The organism is Halopseudomonas sp. T1L2, assembly GCF_055397385.1.
Genome location: NZ_AP040865.1, coordinates 565,274 through 582,116, shown reverse-complemented (window position 1 = coordinate 582,116; position 16,843 = coordinate 565,274). Strand labels below are relative to the sequence as shown.

Sequence of the window (16,843 nt, the reverse complement as noted above, 5' to 3'; positions counted from 1 at the left end):
ACGCCTCCATCACGCCGCAAGCTGACGATTAAAGCCCGCCACCGCGACCACGCGCGTGGAGGATTGGACTGTGGTAGTTCGGAGTGCAGACTCGACGCGGATCACCCGAGCGCCCAACGGTTGATCGGCAAAGCCGACGACATTGGTGCCCTCGCAGAAGGCTTCTGCGGTAGCCGTACCAGAAACAGGAATCTTCGGATGCAACGCCGCAGTAGCCGAAGGGAGTGAATGCCCGCCCGATGCGCCGATTGCCGCAAAGCGGGCAACAACTGCGCCAGTCCCGGCAGCGCCCGAAGTTGTCGCCTGGGCTCTGCCAACAGCGGCATTTGCTGCCTTGGCCGGTGCGGCCAGCGCAGTGCCACCGGCAGTGCCGGGGGCGGTCTCGATCACAACGCGCGTGGATACCGCGCCGGCCTGCGAATCGACGTTCACAGAACCGCTCACGATGTAGACGATGTTCGCCGGAGCAACCTCAGCGCGGGTGTTGGTTCTCACGCGGCCGAGCACACTGGCTTTGGCGCGGGCCGAGCCATGAGCCGCAGCGCCGACGACAACTGCCCCTTCAAACGGAACCACACGCTCGGTATCCGCAACCCCGAGCGCAACGCCCGAAGTGCGACCGGAAGCAGCCCGCCGGGCCTGGGCTTGGGCGCTTACGTTCGCAAAGCCGACAGCCAGCATTACCGAGTAGACGTAGCAGGTCGCCGTAGGCTCGGCAGCAGCGCGGACGTTGGAACGACCGAACCGGTACAACACCCCGTCGGACTCAAGGATGGGATCGCTATCGAGCAGAGCCTGGGCAGGTTCTGCAACACCCTGACCGTAGGCCTCCAACTGGGCCAGCGCAGTCGGCGTGGCAGAGGCAGTGGCATGACCCTCGGCGTTGAGATTCTGGGTAGCCGTGGCCTCAACGGATGCAGCCGCTACAGCCCAGCCACGTCCGACGTACCAATGCGTACCGAAGGTAAAGGCCTTCGCCGCGACTGCCGCCAATCTGGCATAAACCCAAGCGGCACCTTCCGCTTCGCCGAGGGCAACACCCTGGGCAACAGACGGAAAGTTGATGCGCACCCGGCGCTCGGGATTGGGCAGCGCACCTGCAACCGCCAATGCAACCGCATCAGCGGTAAAATCAACGCGGGCTTGGCCGAGCACCGAAGAAGCGGCGTGGCCATCGACAAAGCCCGAGAAATTAACCTTCGCCGTCGAAGTCGCGGCCGAAGTACACGAGACTACCGGCGACGTAGGGATTACGACCCTTACCGCCGAAGCCTGAGCAGCAACGGCAGACGCCGCCGCGCTGGCTCCAGACTTACGATTTGCAGATTCAACTACGCGGGCGCTGCTCGTGGCCGCAACTACGCCCCCGGCAGTTACCTGCCGAGGGTATAGAGCGCCACCAAAAAGCGAGCGACCAAATAGCATCGCTGGATTAGCTCAGCGTGACCACGAGCGAACCGACCGGGAACGACAGTACGTCGGACGGGTCAAGTGTCTTCGGGTTAGTCAGCGGAGCGTGGTACAGCAGGTTACCGCCAGTCTGGGCGTCGAACAGACCCCAGTGGGTAATGGTCACCTGAGTGTTGGCAATGGCCGGGAACACCAGAGTGCGGGTATTGCTGCCGCTGCCGTTGGCCGGCGCGGTGAAGCCGTCAGAGGCTACAGTAGCGTGGCACCGCTGACGAACATAAGCGCTGTCCGCCAACTCGGCACCAGTACGGGCATCGGTTGGATCGCTGGTGAACAGTGCCGCGAACACGGCACCGCCGGTGTAGCTGCCGCCACGGAGTGTGGCGTTGAACAGTGCATCTTCAAGATAGTCAGAAAAACCCGACATGGGAGGCCTCCAAAAGCATCAAGGATGGCGCCGCCATGCGCATAAATTAGCAGTGCTGATATTTTACATCATTCCAAGACCCGCGCCAGCCCCGGATTCTGGCTCACGACCGGTATCAACTGACGGGCCTTGGATGTCCACTCGCCCCCACCAAACAGCATGTCGATCTTACCGGGCACCGGGCCGAGGGCGCCAAAGACGCTGACCCCGTATTCCTGCTGCTGCCTCATGTTGATCAGGGCATCCAGCGGGCCAAAACCGCCAGCACGAGTGAAGACAGCGCTGAAATATTCCAGCGCATCCTCGTACTCCTGGCCGCGCTTACCGTTCAGGCGGCGAACCCAATCGCGGGCCTCAAGGGAAGCGGCAGCCAGCGGCAGTACGGCAATACCAAACACAATGAGCGGCATCGACACCGCCATAAACTGAGCGAAGGTCATCTGGTCCATGTGCTTGAAACGGCGGCGCATATCCCGGTAGATACCCAGCAGCACGTTGTCCGCGTAGGTGTACAGGAAATGCTTCAAGTGCCAAATCATCTTGAACCACGGGTTGTTGCCCCAGCCGGTAGCCTGGAACTTGCTCGGGTTAAGCGTCGCCTCGTTCACAAACTGACTGACCGCATCCGACACCTTGGCCGCAATGTCTGCCGTAACTGCATCCAGGTCAGGTGACCAAGTTGGGCGTCCGGCCTGCTCCCAGGCGTGGATGGTGCCTGCGTCGATGTTCAGCCGGGCCAATGCCTGCGTGTCACCTGTCGCAGCGGCGTTCAGCAGGTAGCGGATGCCGATTGCAGTGGCAAAGGTGCGGCTGGTGCGGACGATGGCGTCGTTGAGGTTCAGCTTGAAGAAGATCGACTGCGCCTTTTGAATCAGCGGGCTGCGATACTGCTCCCCGGTCATCTGCCAGACCACCTGCTCGGATGCATCCGAAAGCACAATCCCCATATCACGCGCAAAACGCTTGGCCTGCTGCATGTCGGTGAACAACTCACCGATACCAACTCGCCCGCCCGCACGGACAAACGGCAAGGCCAGCTCAGGGATAGACGCGATGCCGGAAAACGCCAGTACAGTCATCCCCACCCAACCGGTAACAAACTCCTGCGTGGTGCGGAGCCAGCCCGGCATGCTGTAGCCCTGAGGGTGTCGGCCCAAAGCGCCGTTGACCAGAACCAGAATCTCCTGCGCTGCCTGCTCGCCATGCTGCTCGCGAACACCATCCAGAAGCTCGTGGAACTTGGCATTCGGCGAAAAGCCAGCAACCTTGCGGCCATTGCGAAACGCATAGCGGGTCAAGTCCTCATCGCCGAAGAGGCCTTCCCATGCGGCGCGTTTGCTGATGCCACTAACCCAGTGGAACAGGGCTGCTTCATGGCGACGCAGCAGCCAGCCATCCTTGAGCAATTGCTCTTTGCCGATGGCATCCACAATGAGCGACGTGTTGGCATGCATACCCACGGGCATGCCGGGGGCAATGACGCCTTCCATGAAACCGGGGCCGTCGAGGATACCGCGCATAATCTCTTTCACCTCCGCCGGCTCGATTGGCGTACCGTCAGGGTTGGTGACCTTCTGCGCGATCAACTTCTCCAGGTCGGCCTGACGGGCACCAACCGCAAGACGGTCGAATACCAACGGGGCAAACTTCTCGTCCAGCTCAACGGACTGCAAACCCGCCCGCTTGGCCTCCGCCGACAGCGCATTGAGCAACGCCCGAATACGCTTACCCTGCTCTGTCTTCGGCGAATCGGAATAGCCATCCTCAAACATCGCCTGCAACTGGGCACGGCGCTGTGCCTTGCTGCCAGTGGTCTGCTTGCGCAGCTCGATCATCAGCTTATCGACGTGCGCCATCATGCGATCCTGCAAGGCCCGGGACTGTTGCTGCCAGCTGCGGCCATGCACTGACGCCTCCGAGTTCGTCGGTTGGAACAGCATCCGTGAGAGTTCCGGGGAATAGCGGGCAATGCGGCTGTAGACCATGCTGACGACAGGAGCCACAACTCCAACGCCCTGCTTCCAGTAACGCTGGCCACGGGCGACCAACATGCCCGCATCCGGTACGGCGCGGCGAAACGACGCACCATCGGTTTGCGGGAAGTTGCGCTGGCGGGCTTGGCCACTACGAATACCGCCACTGATCTGTCTGGCGAGCGCCTCCAGCTCAGTGCGACCAACCTCTCCATGACGCAGCCCCACCTTGCGCAGGGCAACGTCGAGCAGTGCAAGCAGACGATCCCACAAGGAACGCGCTGCCGAAGGCTCGCGCTCTGTGACCAGAGCAAAGACTTCCTCCGCCTGTTCATCGGCGCTTTTATCCGCGTACCGCGTCTCGATTTCGCGCCACAAAGAACGCATGCCGAGCGTCTTTTTTGATGCCAGGATTGCATCGAGGATGCGGCGCTTTACCTGAGCTGGGAACGTATTGAGGCCAAAATGGCCGAGCACTTCGTGGCGAAGCGTTTCCAGAACATCTTCCCGGCTGGAGGCGTTTTCGGCGATGAGTACCATTCGCCCCGGAACCGAGTTGGGGTTTCGAGATAGGGTGCGTCCATTATCGAGTCGCGCATTGAATCGGCCTCCTGCGGCATGGTATGCCCCTTTGATGATTCGGGGGCGTCCGTTCTCGTCGGTGAGTGATTCTGGGCCATAGACTTCCTCCTGAGTCTGTTTCACGGTGAACACCAGCTCGATGTTGCCGTTATACGCAGCCACAAACTCCTCGGCAATGGCCTCTACTTCCTCAACCGATAGCGAAGTCTCGGGCTTCTCGCCAAACACTGTGGATTCCAGGCGAAACAGCGGATGGGACTTCGGCGGCTTTGCCGGGGGCAGCTCGGCGCGACGCCAGCTCAGCGTGCGGGTAGTAGCCTCATTGCGCTGATCAGTCAGGGGCGCACCGTCAGCTGCCGCATCCTCCCTCGGCGGCGCGGCAGGCGTCTTGAGCGTAGGGTCAATATCCTTGGAGCCGGCAACCTCACGACGCTCATCGCGCAGGTTGTCCACCTCCGCCAGATGCGCTTTGGCCTTCTTGTCGATCCTGTTGTTGGATGCACGAAGCTGCTCAATTTTCTCCAGTCGAAGTGCTTGGAGCTGATCTCGGCTCAGACCATCAGTCTCCCCAATACGCGCCTTGAGCCACTGATTCACCTTCGCCATGTGGGCTGCAATGGCATCGTCAATCTCAGCAAGACGCGCCTCCCGTTGGGTAGCAGCATCATTACGCGCCGCCGCCAGCTCTTTGGCCTCATTCAGGCGCGACTGCACTTCCTTATTGGCTTCGTACCACGCGCGGATCGCGGCGTCCTGCGCAGCATCCTCGCCATCCATCAGGTCTTCAACGCTCAAACCGGCAAGAGGGTCGAACGCATGGGGGTCATAGGCCGGCTCGATTTCATCAAGCGAATTAGCGCGTTCGGCCACATGGTCGATATTGTCGATATCCTCTGCCATGAAGTGAGTGCCGATACCGCTGCGCTCTGCTTCATCAATTCGGCGGGTACTCGCCTCGTCACCATTCATCAAATCCGCATCTTCCAGCTGCTCCACGATGGCATCCGTGTCATCGCGGTTGCTTGCCATCCGGGCGCGGGAGTTCAATGCGTCGCGGCGACGCCGAGCCAATTGCTTCGTTTCACCGCGCAAACCGAGGTATCGACCGAATGCTTCATCCAGCGTTACGCCGAGGCTGGGAATCGTTACCCGGCCAACTACATCCACGGCATCGCGCAGGGGCTTATCACTTTTCGGGCTCGGCTTGCGGACATACGATGACTGGCCAGCGACAGTGACCTTTTCACCGTTCACCATGTCGATCCAGCGGGCGATAGCCTCCCTGATATTAGGGACACGCTTGGTGTACTTGGCTACCGCCTGCTCGACAACACTGCCCGGTTCCAGCGCGTCGATAAGCTCGTCGGCGAGCAGGTTTGCTTGGTCGACAACATCGTCCAGCTGTCGGGTCAACACATGATCCAGATGGCCTGCATCCTGCTGTTCGCGCATAGCGGCCATCGCCTCGCCGAACGTGACAGGCTCCCCGTTCTCGCGGCGGACATAAATGATCAAGTCATCAGGGATCGTGCGGATAAAGCCGCGAGCAACCCCGAACGCATTCGGGATTTCACTCGACTGGGCACCCGCCATGATGCGCGACAGGTTTTCCATCAGGTTGCCGGCCGCCTCCACCGCCGTGGCTGGTACGCGCTCACCGCCCTGTGCGTACAGCGCCAAGCTGACCGCATCCACGACGGAGCCGTAAATCGAGCCGGGTACGCGCGGCACCGCCAGCAGGTTACGGCCATCGAAGCGGCGGGTGATTTCCTGTGAAACGCCGCCGCGCTGCGGAAAGCTGGCTTGTTTCAGCTGCTCTGCGCTGGGGAGTATGGCGAAGTTCCAGTGCTTGAGGGACATGCTGCGCAGCGCCCCAAAGAAACTCGCGTCCGACATGGACTGCTCGCCAAAAGGTGAGTTGGGGTCGATGGAGACACCATCTTCACCACGACCAGAGTCGTGGCCTTTATCCGTCGCCGTCAACGGGCGGTCGCCACGGCTGCGCTCATAGGCGCCGATCAACGTCATCCGATTCACGCCATCGGCACCGTAGATTGAATACAGCTCGCGGGTCATTTCCGACAGCGCCTGTGCCGGGTCATCTGCCAGCGCCTCGGCCAGCACTTCCAGCAGCTCGTCCTCGGTCAGCGCCGTGCCGTCATCCTCCAGCCCATAGCGGTTGGCGACTTGCAGGGCCAACATGCGGGAGACGCGCGGGTCTTCACGCATTGCCATCGCCAGCAGGGCATCTTCCGCGCTCACCTGCCGGCCGGCAGCACGGGACATCATTTCGTCGGTGATTCCGAACTCGGTAACAATCGCGGGCATCAGTGCCTGCGCGTTATATCCCGGAAGCGCCTTCATCACCCCGATAGCGACCGACGCCATAGCGCGGGCGTAGTGGAGTGACACCGCCTCGGATTCGGACAGTGCGGTCGGTCGGCCCTCTGCCTTGAGCACTTGCGCGATCCCTTCCAGATACAATGCAGTGCCCGCCGGCCAGCCATCCGCAGCCTGGTCGGTCAACGGCGTTTGCTCGATCAGCTTGTACAGCCGGGTCAGTGGGGAGTCCATCGCCGAGGGCTCATACTCCACGGTGGCGACCACATCCTCGTCGCTCTCCACGTTCGTGTCGTCAAAGCGGGATTTGCCGATACCGTAGGTCGCCTGTTCACCCACGACGGAGCCGAGCATGTCCAAAAACTCGGCGCGACGTTCACCGTTGAGGTCAACGCCCCAGCTCTCAAGCTCCTTGAACAGCAGCAGCATTTCCTTCGGTTCCAGACGGCTGAGGTTGTCCTCCAGCGCTTGACCGGTGAGAACCTCACCCCGCTTGCCGAACAGCGCCTTCTTGAACAGCTTGCCCTGCATCAACGCGCCAAGCAGATTGTCCGGGCGCTCGGAAGGCGGCGTCGGTTTTTGGGGCGCCTCGCCCTGCTGCCCAGGCTCGTCAAACGCTGCACTGAAACTCTCGCTTTCGACCCCCTTCGGTTGGCGCTGGGCAATCTCTGCCACCAGAGCGCCGACATTGAAGCCGCCACGTTGGGGCATACCCAAGGCTTCCGCGATCTTCGTCACCTCTGTCGAGGGCAGATCGTCGATAGCCTTCGCGAAAGCCAGCGTGGAGCCGAAACGCTCCTTGATTTTCGCCTGGATTACAGAGTGCAGCTCGTTGCGGCCTTTCAGCAGATTGCGGGAGTTGTAGTACCGGGCAGTGGCCTCGGCTTCACTCAGCCCGAGAAGATCGGCAACCGCCTGCACGTCATCGAGACGGCGCATCTTGTTGTTGGTTACGGGGGTCGCCAACCCACCTGTCAGGCGGGCGAGCAACGCCTCGCCGAATCCGGTTTTCTTAAAGCGTTCCGCCTCAATGCCAACCTTCTTCGCCTGTTCAGTCAAGGCCTGCCGATCACGCTCGGCCAGTTTTTGATTACCGCGCCATTCATGGGGCTTGACCTCACGAGACAGCAGCTCAGCCTTCTCTGCCCGTTCTGCCTCAACGGCCTGTTTGCGCTCAGCAATGACGACCTCCGGTGCCTTGGTCTCAACAGTAGCCCCGGGAAACTTGGCCTGCTGGTCGAGGATCACCTGATCGACAACAGACTTGCCGACGAGCTGATTTCGCAATACCGCACCATCAGTATCGCGGGTCTCGACGACCACTACCCCCTCAGGGTCAGCCGCCGCTTCGTCCTTGGTCTGCGCGTAGCCATTGGCACGACGCAAATCATCCTGGGTCGGCTGATCCGGGATGCTGTCGAGTACCTGCTGTTCAGCGACCAGAACACTGCCATCAGATAGCTCTTTGACAGGCTTGCCAGCCTCCGCTGCAATCGCCTTAGCCTGCTCAGCGTTCTCGGCGGTGAACCAGTTGGCTTCGCCTGTGGGGGTAGAGCTGATCTGTGCACGGATGTCGCGCTCCGGCTCAGGCGCCGTGTCCTGTACCGGGTCACTGGCACCCGGAAGCATATCGTCGTAGCCCTTGTTGGCCAGTTGCAAACCGCCAACGGCCAGATTACCGGCACCGGCTACGCCGCCACCAGCGATGCCGCCCTTAAGCATGGCGTCGATGACGTTCGCCCACTCGATTTCGTAATCAGGCTTCTGGGCGCTGATGGCCATTTCGTCCATGAGCGTCTGAGTCGCCTCAGTCACAGACTCGGCGGACCCGGCAATGCCAACAGACGCGGCTGTACGCTTGAGCAGATCAGCTACACCGTCCGGGGTAACGCCGTCGCGGGTCAAGCCCCTGAACGTCTGCCCCAGCACCTTCTCAAAACCGTAATAGTCGAGCGCCGCTTTACCAACGCCGAGGGTGAGGGCCAATTCCGGGTTGTCGATACCTTCGGTGGCGAACTGCATCTGCGATTCACCAGCACCCTGCATGTACATTGAGGCGAGTGTCCCGAACTTACCGCCAGCATGAAACCGATCAAATGCGGAAAGCCCCTCACCTGCGAGCCTGGACGACCGAGCCACCGCCTGGCTACCGCCGAAGCGGCGCAAAGCCGACTTACCAATCCCCGCCAGTGCCGCCCGGCTCAAAACCAGACCGGCAGCAGCCGGAGCACCGACACCCGTGGATGCAAGTGCGCCGGAGGCCGCATACGTCGCGGCATCCATCGCAAGCTGAGGGGAGTATTCGACCAGTGCCTCCAGCGCGTAGATACCAGCATCGGCAAGACTGTCGATATCCTCATACGTCGACACCGTGGCAGGGCTGGCCATCGCTTCCCAGATGTTCCGCGCCATGCCCTCTTCGCCAAACTTTTCCAGCGCGTTGATGCCGGTCGCGCTGCCGAGAGCATTGGCGAAGCCGTAGAACGTCGCTTGGGTGTTATCGACACCGCGGTCCCATGCACGGTCGATGACGCCGCGCTCTTCGCGGGGGTCAGCTACATATGGCATGCCCATACGAAAACCGCCGGCTGCCATCTTGGCGTTGATCGCCTCAAGGCGCTGGGCGCGAGCGTATTCTGCGAGCTGCTGGAAGGCTGGATCGGCCTCGATGCCGGTCGGTGCTGTGCCGAGTGTGCGGCGGACTGCGCCCTGAATCGAGTTGGTTCCGGACGACATTTCGCCGTACATGGGCGATGCCATACCTGCGTCGACCAACGTCTGAGAAAGCGTATTGCCGTTGGGGTCAGTGAACTGGGCTACATCCCGCCCGTATACGCCCTGAGTGACGGTGCCTTGACGTTCAAAACCGCCGACCGTGGTAGCGTGGGTAGAAAGTGCGCGGGTGGAGCTGCCCCCGACATCTTTCGCCTCGGGGGCGTTTGCCCCGGCAAGACGGGTTCCTTCACCCGCGCCAGTGTAGGTGGTGTCCCCGTCGTACCAGAAAAAGCGTTCGCTCATAAAAAAACCTCGCGTGTCGATGCCCCATTATAAGGCCACGCGAGGCTTTTATCAGCACTGCTTATTTACCGAACCCCGCCACCACCTCACCTGCCACGGTCTCAAAATCCAGCTCGGGGTTGGCTTTCAGCCGCCGGGAAATCTCCAGCGCAATGGCGTCGCGCTCTTCCGGCTTCCGATCTGCCAGCTGCGGAGACATCGCCGCCTGGGCATAGGCATCCAGATCACCGCCAGCTTCGGCAGCGTTCAGCAAGAATGTCGGGTTGCCCTTGTATCCAGTCCGGGCCATGGTGTCCATAATGCCGTACAGTACGCTGTCGGCCTCCCGGTTGGTCGGGTCGCCCAGCCTTAGTTGAAATTCAGGCGGGAACTGGCTCAGAAGTGTCATCGCTTCGTTCCGCGTCATCCCGTCGTAGTTCTTACTGCGCGAAGACGGAAGCGTCCCGGCGATGTTCTTGATCCGAGTGTCGAAGTTCTTGTAGGCCGCATCCTGTTGACCCGGCAACGCCTGGCTGAGCGTCTGTTGCCGGGTGATATAGCCCTCACCGTACAGCATGTGCTGGCTACGCACACTGTCAATGCCGGCCTGCGTAGAATCCCTAATGTACTTGTTGGAGTTCTCATACTCCCGGGCAGAGTTGGCCCGCTCCGACTGTGCCCGTTCAAGCTCGGCAGACAGCGTTTGCGCCCTTCCGGTAGCCGGAGAAAACTGGACATGCGATGCGTTCGGGCCACCAAGCGAAACACGCGAACTGGCTTCATCCTGCTTCGCTGCATCCAGCTCAGCCTGAATACGCTCAATCTTCGCATCCTGTTGAGCCAACGCGCGTTGCTGGCCCGGGGCCGAAGCCGCCAGTGCCTGTTCGGCCCGTGTTTGGAGGCCCTGCACCTGCGCATCGGCAAGCGACGCGGAACGCTGGGCTTCGCGGAAATTGGGATCGGCCAGATTACGCAACTGGGTCATGTTGATTTCGACGACCAGATCATCCGGGTCGCTGGTGCCATTGACGGTCAGCGGTGCCCCGCCGGGCTTGATCGGGGCACCGGTGGCATCACGGCCCGCAACACGGAGCACCAGGCCGTTGGGAGTCGGCACCACCTGTCCGCCGGTAAGCATGGCGGCCCGTTCGGCACTGATCATCCCGTTGGCAACAGCCACCCCTATCATAGATTTGATTATCTGCGGGTTGTTGTTCGCCCGCTCCGCATAAGCGTACTGGTCAGTAATGTACTGCCCGTCGTCACCGATCAACGAGGTCTTGAACAAAGCAGTATCGTTCGCCTCGCGGCGCTGACGCTCGGCAGTATCCCGGTTGTAGTTGAACTGATCACGGCCCAGGCGAAGGTTACCTTCACTTACTGCCACTTGCCGCTTGGAAACCTCGTAATCCTTTTCCCACTGCTCGCCCTCGCGGGTGAAATTGCGCTCCCACTGGTCGTCAGCCACGCGGTCGCGGCCGACCTGGTAGGTAAACTCCTGCTCATAGCGGCGGTCGCTCTCAGCATCCCGCGCAAGAGTACGGGCCTCGTTGCGGTTCGCCCGGGCCTCGTCCTTCATCGCCTGATAGTAGTTCAGGCCGATAGTGCTGCCGCGCTCAAGGCCTTGCAGTACGGCTGATAGTGCATTGCTCATCGAGTGACCCTCGTTTACATAAACAGCAGTGCTGCGCCCAGGCTGGCGGCACTGGCAATCATCTGTGTCCGCTGCTGGGACTTCTGCTGGGTATATGCGGCCTTGTTCGCGCTATTGGCCGACGCCCGAGCGCCCTCCATCTGCGCTGCCGAGCCAAAGCCGTTAAGTGCGTTCTGGCGAAGCGATTGCCCTGCGTTCATCAACCCGGCGAGCGTCTGGCGTTTGTTGTCGCGGTCTGCATCCGCTGCGAGGTTGCCTGCGGTCACGGTGTTAAGCGTCGAGCCGAGGTTCTGCTGGCGGGCTTCGCCGGCTGCTGCCGCCGGTGTAACGGTAGTGCCGTAGCGTTCGCGCATGCGTTCAAGCGACGCCCGGCTGCGCACAGCATCTGCCTGGGCCGCATCCATCGACGCGCCCACAGTAGATTCGCCAAGCGAACCGATGACCTGTTGTTCGACCGGGCGGAACTCGTTCAGATACCGCTCAAACTCATCCCGCGAAATACGGCCCAACTCGTCAGCTAGAGGTGTCTGGCTCATGGATTAACGCCCCCGGTACATATTGCGGGTGCCGCCAAGTGCCTTAGCGGCGCCCAGTTGCTCGCCGCGAGCAAGCATCAGCGCGGTTGAAGTGCCAAGCCGACGCTCGGCATCAGCAAACTGCGGATTGGCGCTGCGCAAGGTAGAGACTTCGCGCTGATCAGTAAGGCGCTGCTTGTACTCCGCCAGCTTGGGGGCCGCATAGGCACCGCCAAGGGTTGCAGCTGCGCCAACCACCGCTGATTTCATATCGGCCTTAGCCTGCTGCTTGGCAATTTCCTCGCGGGTCTTGTCGATAGCAGCCTGGGTCTGGATCATGCCTGCCTGCGACAGCGATTTGGTGGCGTCAGCACTCACCCCGAGGCCCACCTCAAGCGAGTCCAGGCGGCCATCGTCACGCTCTCGCCGACCCTGCGCCAAACCCGAAACACGGCTGGTGGTCATGGCCTCAGCCAAACTGGTGGTATCCATGCTGGAGCCAGTCATACCGGTGGCGCGGTACAGATCGGTCACCTCGCGGGCCGATGCCGTCGCATTCTGGCCGGAAAAACGGGCAGAAGGGTCTTGGCCGGCCACATCCCGGTACTGAGCCTCAAGCGGAGCGTAAGTAGATCGGTAATGCGCGATCTGATCCTTAGCCAGCTGAGCTTGCATCTTTTCGCCGGCCGAGGCCTGCACCTCCTCCGGTTTGCTGCCGCCGCCACTCATCAATAACCTCCGTACTTCACAACCCGGGTAACATTCGCCTGCATCGACTCCGCCTCACGGCTGGCCTTGAGCTGCTCGGCACTGGCCAACGAAGCCATCGCCATCGCCGATTGCAAATTGCCCCAAAGCACATTGGGCATGGCCAGTAGCCGAGCCTGGGCGCCATAGAGGATGCCGTCACGGTGCGACTCATACAGCTCGTCCGGCAGGACATCCAGCTTGTTTGTCGGTGCCACCGCCATGTGAACGACCAGGCCATCGACGGTGTAAGTGCGCTCCGGGATTCGATCCAGCGTCAACACAGGGGCGTATCCCGAAAACGCAAAACCCTCCGGCTCCCCCACAATACTTTTCAGCGAGCGCGGGGACACAGCGCGGAGGTCAACACCATCAAGTCGCGACCAGTAGATGTGGACAGGCTTGGTGTCGGCCGGCAGCTCCAGGTCAACTTCCTGCACACCCTGAATGACAGCAAGCGGATCGGTAGTGATCCGCCACGCTTTCGTCTCGCGATAGAAATCGACGCAGGCAACCCGCAGCATCCGCTCAACGATTGTCTCGGGACACTGGGGGGCCGTGATCAGGGCCTCGGCGAGAAGCTCCTCGACGTAGTTCATCGGATCGCTCGCTCACCGGTAGACTGACCAGCGTTCGGGTTGAACGTGGCCTCGTTCGTGGTCTTGGCAGTCAGCGTGTTCACGAACAGGGTGTAGTGCGTGGCGCTGCGCTCTGCATTGCCGGCATAGTCTGCATCCTTCGAGTACGCGCGGAACAGGACGTAATCCAGCAGGCAGTTGGAGTAGATATCCGGGATGCGGATTCCCACTCGGTACGACTCCAGCAGATTCTCGTCTGCACCAGAAGCCAAGGTCACATCGTCCGGGCTAACAGACACAACCGCCTCGACCGCGCCAGCCCCATTGTTACCGGGGAAGACGTAGAAGTGGGTCGGGTCGGTTTCATCGAAGCAAAAGTGCTTCACGTTCTGCTCGTAGGGAAACACGGACGGGTCATGCCAAGAGGGATGCTGCGCATCGAGCACCTCACGCGCGACCAGGCGGCAGGCACGAGTACCCACACGCGGGTTGGTCACCGGTGTTTTCAGGTTGCGGATGACGCGCAGCAACGCCAGTCCACCGGGGCCGATGGACTGGAGAGTACCCTGCTGGAGCGGCAGCGCTACGTTCTGCGCCGTCGCACTCGGCTTGTAGATCGCCACCTCACGCTGACCATCATTCAGCCAGTCGAGAAGCTCCCGATATGGCCAGCGGACGCCTGTTTTGTCCTGCACAATGGTCTGTGCGCGATCAATAATCGAACTGGCCAAAATCGGCATGGTTTACTCCTCTGCTTTGACAGAAGCCCAGGCCGCATCGCGCTCGGCATCAGTCACTTGGCGACCCAGCTGCTTACGCAGCGCGACCAGACTGGGCTCGCCAGTGCGCTCGCTGAACGCTTTGGGGTCACCGCTTTCCATCAACGCCTTGATAGCGCCGATGACATCTTCGATACCCGCCGGGGCCTCGGTATCAACGGGCTCTTCGGCGGAAGATTCTGCGTCGTATTCACGAACGCCTTTTGCCAAGGCCGGGGCGATCAGCCCCTCGGGCAGCGTGTAAGGCTCGCCTGCCACCATGCGAAATTGCTTGCCGAAGTGGGTGATCATCTGTGTTTTTGGGGAAACGTACTGCTTGTCAGACATCGGGATTCTCCATCAGTGAAAAAAGGCCCCCCGGAGGGGGCCAATCCCCAATCAAGACAGTGCGGATACCGCAGTGTCGATGGTCAGAACACCAAAGTCTTCCTTGGTGTTGTAGCTGGACAGGTTGCCCTTGTACTGCGGCTTTTTCAGACCGAACATCTTGCCGATGGAAATACCGTAGGAGTTCTTGTAGTCGAAATCCTCTTCTTCCCATTCGGCGATGCCGATGTCAGCCATACCCATAGCCTGCGCACCGCAGAGCAGTACACGCTGGCCGATGTCGTTACCGGTGAGACCGAAGCGGGAACCCGCAGCAGCACCCTCGTTACTGAAAACGTGGTGATACTCGTGGATCATCATGCCGTCGACCATCACGCTGGAAACGCCGGAGAACAGCTCGTTACCGGAGCCGCGAACACCGACAGCGCGGACGTTAGCGAGGAAGTCCGGGTCCAGACGCAGGTCAGCCATGCCCATCGGGGTTACGAAGACGTGGTAAACCTCCTCGCCGCCCTTGCCCTTGATACCGCGGATGAAGCTGTCCTTGGCGGCAGCTTTCAGTTGCACCAGCGCCTTGTAGGTCAGCGGGATGATCACGCCATCAGCGGCGTTGTCACCAGTACCACGGCTCAGACCGTTGGAAGTCAGGTAGAAGCAACGGTTGGCGGTCGGTGCGACGGTAGCCGGATCGGGAGCAAACTCCAGGTCGGCCAGGTTCTGACCAGTCGGCAGTACCGGACGCAGAGCACCGTTGGTTTTCAGCGTGTACGGCAGGGACGACAGGGTAAGGAAGCCCAGCTGATCCATACGGTCTGCAATCCAGTACGCCAGCGCATCAGAGGAGGCGTTACGGAAATTGACGATGGACTTCTGGTCGCTCAGCTTACCGGTGTTGCGGTTGGCGTGACGCAGCTGGTCGATCTGGATCACGTCTTCGAAGCTGTTGAGGGCTTCTTCGTTACCGATCAGCTGGTAGTCGCCGGTAACACCGTCGCCTTGCAGGTCAGCCAGCAGGGTCATTACTGCTCGGGCGCCTTTCTTCGTCTTGGTCAGCTCAGTGACCATCTGAATCATGGCGTTCGGGCCTTTACCGGTGAAACGGTTCAGGAAAGAGTGAGTGCGGGCATGGTGCCAGAACTTGAGGCTCCACGCTGTTTTCTGCTCGTTCGTCAGAGCAGCAAAATCGGTCATTGCCATTTTGGTTTCCCCTCTACCGCGCACAGCCAGCGCGGCAGCAAAAAAGTTGATTTGCTTGCCTGCGCCCGTGTCGTGGGAGCTACCGAAATGTGCGCCCTTGAGGGTGGCGTACCCCGTCTCGCTATCGTGGAGACACCCGAAGATGCCTAAATATTAGCACTGCTGATACCCAAAGAAAAGCCCCGGATGGCCGGGGCTTGCAAGGGAATTATGCGATACCCAAAAGCCTATCCTGGACAGACTTGGGCAGAGCCATAAACTCCTCCGGCGTTGCCTTGAACACGTCGAAGGAAGCGGCCGCATCGTCCTCGCCGCGATTACCGGTCAACTCAGGCGCTGCGCGAGTGGCCTTCTCCACCTTGGCTTTGGTCTTGACCGCGCGGCGAGTGGCAGCCACATCAGGCTTCGTCCGGGGCTGCGGAGCCGGGGCTTTGCGGTCCTGCAAACCATGCAGCTTGGCGACGGTATCGGCAGCTTTACGAGTGGCCTCGGCCAAGGTGTACCCGTTGGCCATATAAGTGCGCTGGTACATCACAGCCTCGGCCGAGATATCCTCGTTGAAAGCCTCACCGTTATCGTCCAGCTCCGGGAAGCGCTCGTTGATTTCGCGCAGCGTGGCCTTCATTTCCAGGCGCTCTTCGACCTGGCTGATTACGTCCTCGCTCATACCGGCGTCACGCGAAGCCTCCGCGGCCTGCTGCGGAGTCAGTGAGGCCATCAGATCAGCCTGAATCTCAGCCGCCTTGGTTGAGTCGCCAGCAACCAGCGCCTCATTGGCTTCCGCCATGCGGGCTGCAATCTCTTCACGGGTCAGCGGTTTGGGCCGACTCGCCTCAGCTGCCTCCTGACGAACGCGGGCAAGCTCCTGCTCAAGCTCCTGGACGCGCTGCGCTTCCATACGGGCTCGGCGCAGGGCCTGATCCATGCGGGCCTTCGGCACCATCGGCGCTTTGCCCTTGGCCTTGGGCTTACCGCCCTCGTCCTCGTCCTCGCCCTCGTCCTCGTCCTCGCCATCACCGTCTTGATCGTCTGCATCGGCCTCGTCTGCATCGGTCTCGTCTGCATCGGTCTCGTCTGCATCGGTCTCGTCTGCATCGGATTCGTCTGCATCGGACTCGTCTGCATCGGACTCGTCTGCATCGGACTCGTCTGCATCGGACTCGTCTGCATCGGACTCACCCGTATCAGGTTCTTCTACCTCAGGCTCATCGCCGGTAAGGCCGAAGTCGAGGGTATCTGGCAGCTCCTCAATGTTGCCTGTTTCGAGGAAATCGCCCATATCAATAGCCGGGCCGTTGTTGGTATCCATAAGGACTC

General features: G+C 60.9%; 11 protein-coding genes. All 11 read right to left on the bottom strand.

Annotated features, from left to right (window positions below; genetic code table 11):
- Positions 1 to 9 precede the first annotated feature (9 nt).
- Entirely contained in the window at positions 10 to 1,155 is a 1,146-nt protein-coding gene (locus tag ACZ5WQ_RS02760; protein WP_464383113.1) for a hypothetical protein, read from the bottom strand.
- Between the two features lie 277 nt (positions 1,156 to 1,432).
- On the bottom strand, positions 1,433 to 1,837 hold the full coding sequence (locus ACZ5WQ_RS02755) for a phage tail fiber protein (protein WP_464383112.1): 405 nt from the start codon (positions 1,835 to 1,837) through the stop codon (positions 1,433 to 1,435).
- A 68-nt stretch (positions 1,838 to 1,905) separates the two neighbouring features.
- Complete coding sequence (locus ACZ5WQ_RS02750) at positions 1,906 to 9,750, bottom strand: hypothetical protein (RefSeq protein WP_464383111.1); 7,845 nt, start codon at positions 9,748 to 9,750, stop codon at positions 1,906 to 1,908.
- Between the two features lie 61 nt (positions 9,751 to 9,811).
- On the bottom strand, positions 9,812 to 11,383 hold the full coding sequence (locus ACZ5WQ_RS02745; protein ID WP_464383110.1) for a hypothetical protein: 1,572 nt from the start codon (positions 11,381 to 11,383) through the stop codon (positions 9,812 to 9,814).
- 14 nt (positions 11,384 to 11,397) lie between these two features.
- Positions 11,398 to 11,919 (bottom strand): hypothetical protein, encoded by a 522-nt coding sequence (locus tag ACZ5WQ_RS02740; RefSeq protein ID WP_464383109.1) that lies wholly within the window; start codon positions 11,917 to 11,919, stop codon positions 11,398 to 11,400.
- Positions 11,920 to 11,922: 3 nt separating this feature from the next.
- A complete protein-coding gene (locus tag ACZ5WQ_RS02735) occupies positions 11,923 to 12,627 on the bottom strand; it encodes a hypothetical protein (RefSeq protein WP_464383108.1) in 705 nt (234 codons plus the stop codon).
- Positions 12,627 to 13,244, bottom strand: a complete 618-nt coding sequence (locus ACZ5WQ_RS02730) for a hypothetical protein (RefSeq protein WP_464383107.1) — start codon at positions 13,242 to 13,244, stop codon at positions 12,627 to 12,629. The genes ACZ5WQ_RS02735 and ACZ5WQ_RS02730 overlap by 1 nt, the downstream gene beginning before the upstream one ends.
- Positions 13,241 to 13,963, bottom strand: coding sequence for a phage adaptor protein (locus ACZ5WQ_RS02725; RefSeq protein ID WP_464383106.1), 723 nt, complete (start codon positions 13,961 to 13,963; stop codon positions 13,241 to 13,243). The genes ACZ5WQ_RS02730 and ACZ5WQ_RS02725 overlap by 4 nt, the downstream gene beginning before the upstream one ends.
- 3 nt (positions 13,964 to 13,966) lie before the next feature.
- Positions 13,967 to 14,329, bottom strand: coding sequence for a hypothetical protein (locus ACZ5WQ_RS02720; RefSeq protein ID WP_464383105.1), 363 nt, complete (start codon positions 14,327 to 14,329; stop codon positions 13,967 to 13,969).
- Between the two features lie 51 nt (positions 14,330 to 14,380).
- Complete coding sequence (locus ACZ5WQ_RS02715; RefSeq protein ID WP_464383104.1) at positions 14,381 to 15,526, bottom strand: phage capsid family protein; 1,146 nt, start codon at positions 15,524 to 15,526, stop codon at positions 14,381 to 14,383.
- Positions 15,527 to 15,734: 208 nt separating this feature from the next.
- Complete coding sequence (locus ACZ5WQ_RS02710) at positions 15,735 to 16,835, bottom strand: hypothetical protein (protein WP_464383103.1); 1,101 nt, start codon at positions 16,833 to 16,835, stop codon at positions 15,735 to 15,737.
- Positions 16,836 to 16,843 lie beyond the last annotated feature (8 nt).